General features: G+C 61.0%; 2 protein-coding genes. One reads left to right on the forward strand and one right to left on the reverse strand.

Annotated elements, in window-relative coordinates; genetic code table 11:
* On the forward strand, positions 1 to 1,855 hold a 1,855-nt coding region (locus H1Y01_RS02860), incomplete at its 5' end, for a PD40 domain-containing protein (RefSeq protein ID WP_180538586.1).
* Between the two features lie 153 nt (positions 1,856 to 2,008).
* Here the strand turns inward: H1Y01_RS02860 and H1Y01_RS02865 are convergent.
* A partial coding sequence (locus tag H1Y01_RS02865; protein ID WP_219341212.1) for a thioesterase family protein occupies positions 2,009 to 4,764 on the reverse strand: 2,756 nt, incomplete at its 5' end.

A 4,764-nucleotide genomic window follows, 5' to 3' on the forward strand; every position in this document is an offset into this window, starting at 1 on the left:
GTTCGCCCGGATCGTTCGCGCCTGCCTTGCGAAGGACCGTGAAAAGCGCTTGATCGATGCCGCCACTATCCAGAAAGCTCTCGAGCCGCGAAATCACGCCTTATCGAATCGCGTCCGCGTCCCTATCGCGATGGCAGCCGCCGTGGCTTTAGCCGCGTTGAGCTTCGTGGCCTACCGCTTCGGAAGACCAACCGCGGGCGAGCCATTCCAATCGATGAAGATCAGTCTGCTCACTGCGGTCGCACCCACACCCGATGCCGCTCTGTCGCCCGACGGCAAGACCGTTGCGTACTTCCTTGAAGAAGGTACCGGCGAAACTCTTTGGGTAAGGCCGGCCAACGCGAACACGGACCGGCGTCTGATCTCCACCGAGTCCGGCAAGCACCGCTTCCTGACTTTTTCACCCGACGGCCGCTCTCTCTATTACACACGTACCGATTCGAAAAACGCGGGTACTCTTTACCGGATCAGCGTCAGCGGAGGCGAACCACAGCGCATCGCCGAGAACGTGAAAGACCGATTTGCCTTTTCGCCCGACGGAAAACAGTTCGCCCGCGTTCGGCTTGACGGCGTGCGGTGGGAAGAGTCCGTCGTGATTACTAACGTGGACGACCAGCAGGAGAGAATTGTTTCGACAAGACGCAGACCGCGTTACTTTTCCCGAAGCGGCCTGGCCTGGTCGCCGGACGGCCGCGCCATCTTGTGTGGCGCGGGGGAGGCGCCGTACTACAACTCAAATGCGTACCACCTCGTTCGTATCGATGCAGCCACCGGTGCGGAAAGTCCGATAGGCTCGCACACCTGGGCGCGGGTCGAATCCCTTATTTGGTCGCACGATGGCAAAACGCTCATTGTTGCCGCGAATGAGCGCTCGATCCAGTCTCTCCAGATATGGCGCGTGGCCTGGCCCAGCGGGGTCACGCGGCGGATCACCAACGACCTGTCTAACTATGAAAACGTGAGCCTCAGTTCCGACGGTCGAACGCTGCTCGCCGTCCGGCACAATACCACGTCTGAGCTCCTGCTCACCAGCCCCGGTCAACCGGGGATCACCACCAGGATCTCGCCGTTGGATCTCCACGAGCTGAATGCAGTCGCCTGGCGCGGGCCTCGGAGTATCGTGTATGCGGCGTTCGGCGGCACGGCAGTGAACATCTGGAGTATCGACACCGATGGCCGGAACCGGGTTCAGCTCACGACTGCCGAAATGGATCAGGAGGAAGTCAACGCCACCAGGGATGGACGTTACATCGTATATACCGCCGGCGGTCGCATCTGGCGCGCGGCGGCGGATGGCTCAAGCGCGCAGCGACTGACCCCTGGGCCGCTGGATGTTCACCCGGTGGCGACGCCGGACAGCCAGTGGGTCGTCTACGCAAACTTCGCGGGCTGGTCTCCCGGCATCGGAGGCCGTCCCAGCCTTTGGAAGGTGTCGATTCACGGCGGTCAGCCGGCGCCGCTGGTGCGCGATAGAACGTCATTGCCCGACATTTCGCCGGACGGTAGATTCATCAGTTGTTCGCTCGACAAACCGGAGGAACAAGACGTGCCTGTGAGGATCGGGATATATTCGGCCGAGGACGGGAGGGAGTTGCGAGTATTCGACGTGCCGCGCGGCGCCGAGCCGCAAGCCTTTTGGACACCCGACGGAAAAGCGCTCCAATACCTGGTTGTCGATGAATCCGGAAGCCGCATCATGCGCCAGTCAATCGCGGGAGGGCCGCCCACAGTGGCTGCCGACTTCCCCTTCGAGCGCCTTTATTTCATAAGGCCTTCACCCACTGGCGCGCGCTTTGTTCTCGACCGTCTTAAAGAAAGCAAAGAGTTGGTGACGATTACCGCCGTGAACGAGTAATCCGTGCTTTCCACTATCGGACACGGTGCCCAATCTGTAGCTATCGTTGTAGCTATCGTTATAAATAGATCGTGCCCGAAACAGCGGGCAGTTGAAGCCCGGGCCAGTCGCCGTCGGTTAACTGGCCCGTGTCCGCGGGTGAAGAGTCATCCATCAGCCGGTCTGCTGGTTGTTGGTCACGCTGAACTTGAGGGTAGCCGGTCCGTTATGATAACCGGCCTGGGAGTGCTCAATGCTGATTTGATTACTGCAAGTCGCGCCGGGATCGATCGAAACCGGGCCGAAGGTCGATTGGGCCTGCTGGCTCCCGCTGCCATCGTCTTTCATCGTTGCAACGATTTTCAGTTCGATCTTGAACTTATCGACGAGACTAATGGTGAAGGCGAAGTCGATGTGGAAGTAACCGCCCCCGTTATAGTCGAAAGAATAGGTATAGCTGGAGTCGGTCGTGTGGCCCGGATTCACGGAAACCTGATGGCTGAAGGGTCCGGCACTCTTGACGCCATGGGCGTTGAACGGGTTGTCGTCCCCATGATCGCAGGTTATGGAAACTCTGGAGATGTCCGCTCGCCGGTAGTTCGCCGGGAGCGGGAGGATATCGATGTTCTCGGTTAGCGCCTGGTTTGCCGCCAATGTAACATGCCGGCCCGCACCGTTCGTGTACTCCGCGCTTACGCCGTTCACCGTGAGTGTCGCCTGGGCCTTGAGTAAGTAGGGGCCAGTCGGGATGTTTTCGAGGCTGTAGCTCCCGTCCGGCTTGGTCCAGGCATCTCCGCCGGGCAAATAGACCCACACGTGAGCATTGGGGGCCGGAGCGCCATTGGCCCGCACGGTTCCCTTGATGTTACCCTTCGTGACAACCTTGTGCCAGACACTTTCCGTATACTGTTCGGTATGCTGCGGAAGGTATTGCAGCGGCTCGGCATATCCGAAGTAGGGCGGGTTCCAGTAGATAATGTTGTCGGGGCTCACCGCGTTCCCGTCGCCCGGGCTCTGCCACGCGGTTGACCCCACCATGTTGGGGTTGCCGAACGCAAACATGTTAATTAACTGATCCGCGATCGGACCGGCGATCGAGTCGTTTACGCCGGGAATCGTTCCGAGCCCGTCTTCCTGAGCTAGTGCCTGATTTAGGATCATCTGGTGTAGAGCCTGCGCGCCTTGCACCCGCTCGGCCTCCGGATAATAGACCAACCCATCGCGCGTGGCCGGTCCGACCTGAGCTCCGCCCGCAATCGCCGTTTGGGAAAAATCCGCCAACTGCTCGTATTCATCCGGGGTAACCAGCGGAATATTGTTTTCTTTCATGCAGAGCCACACAAAGCCGGAACATACAGCCGGGGAGAGGCCTTGCGCCCAGCCCGCATCCGCGGGGGCGGGGTCGGTGAAGCCAAGCGCAACATCCGGCTTGGTGTAGGAGTAAAACGAGTAATAACAGCCTCCCTTCTGGGTGAGAGTGCCGGCTTCGCCGGGTTTTTGCGGAACGTAACGCGCGCCTTTCGATCGCGCCGTATCCGCGACTTTGCGCAGCGTGGGCCGAACGGCCGCTTCGTTCTCCGGCAAGGGTTTCACCACGAGCGGCGGAATAATCTCGAAGCCGCTCCCTTCCGGTGACGGGTCGAACGAGCTGAACTGGTAAGCGGTGCCGCTCGGATCGTTCAAACTGATCGATGTCGTCGCGTCATCGATGGTCTGCGTGATGCTGCCGGGCCAGGCATATTGCAGCATGTCAGGCATCAGGCTTGTAGGAACACCCAGCGCGTCCTTGTTGATGTTGGCGGTTATGCGCGCGGGCGAGGCCGTGCAGTGCGTGATTTCAAAGAAATTCAGGGTCATGATGCCCGAGTGCCCGTGATGCTGTGGCGGAGTGAGCGCCGCGAACATCGCCGCGATCATGTCCCCTCCGTCCGTCGGCGCGGGCGACAGGATAATATCGCCCTGCTGCGCATTCTGAAACGACGCGGGAACGAGCTGTTTGACGGTCGGTCCGGTGGCCTGACAAACCAGGCTTCCGGCCTTGGCAGTGGCGGCATCCGCGTCGGAAATATCGTCCGGGTAGCATTCGTTGCCTTCCGCAACCGGGGGCGCGTTGGAGGGATCGAACAACACAGCCGCATGCGCGACCACCGGCGCGGGATGGGCTTGCCCGGGCGGCGGGGGCGGGGCTGGCCTGGAGTGGCTGGCCGGCTCGGGTCGCGGAAGGGCGGCTCCCGCATGCGCGCCCGCTGCTGCTGCATGTGCTTGCCCGGATGACAACGGCGGGGCTGGGTGGGAGTGGCCGGCCGGCTCCCGTGACGGAGGGGCGGAGGCTGCACCGTGCTGCTGCGCGATGCTCGTCAGACCAGCTTGGATCGCGGCGCGCACATGCGACAGCGTGGAGACATCACGCGGATTCGTCGACAACGCGATCGCGACGGTTTTCGTCGCCGGGTCGAACACCTGTCCGCCAGGCTTGCTGACTCCCACCTTCGGGTGCGTGGCTGCCGCGCTGACGGCCCGCAGCGCCGCGTCGGTGTCCCAGTTCGCCGGGGCCAAGGACGAGGTAAGATTGCCATGCCGCGCATCCGCGATTGAGATGCAAAACGCGTAGGAGAAGCGGACCGGGACCGGTTTTCCGTCGGAAGCGGCCTGGATAATCGCCTTTATTTCTTCGGGAATTGGCGTAGCCGATCGCGTCTCTTCGTCGATCAAGACTATTGTTGAATCGGCTACGGCTACGCACACATCGTCTTTAAAAACAGCTTGCTGCAGCTTCAGCGAACTTTTTCCGAATGACACCAGAGAGGTGCCCACCTCAGCTGTGCCCGGATAGTGCATCTCCGCTCTGAAGTCGATAGCCAGGTGCACGATGACGAAAGTCTTCCCTGGACCGGCGATGGCCCCATGACGATCGAAAAGCATGGCCGCTC

The organism is Nevskia soli, assembly GCF_903970205.1.
Taxonomy (GTDB): Bacteria; Acidobacteriota; Terriglobia; order Bryobacterales; family Bryobacteraceae; genus Bog-113.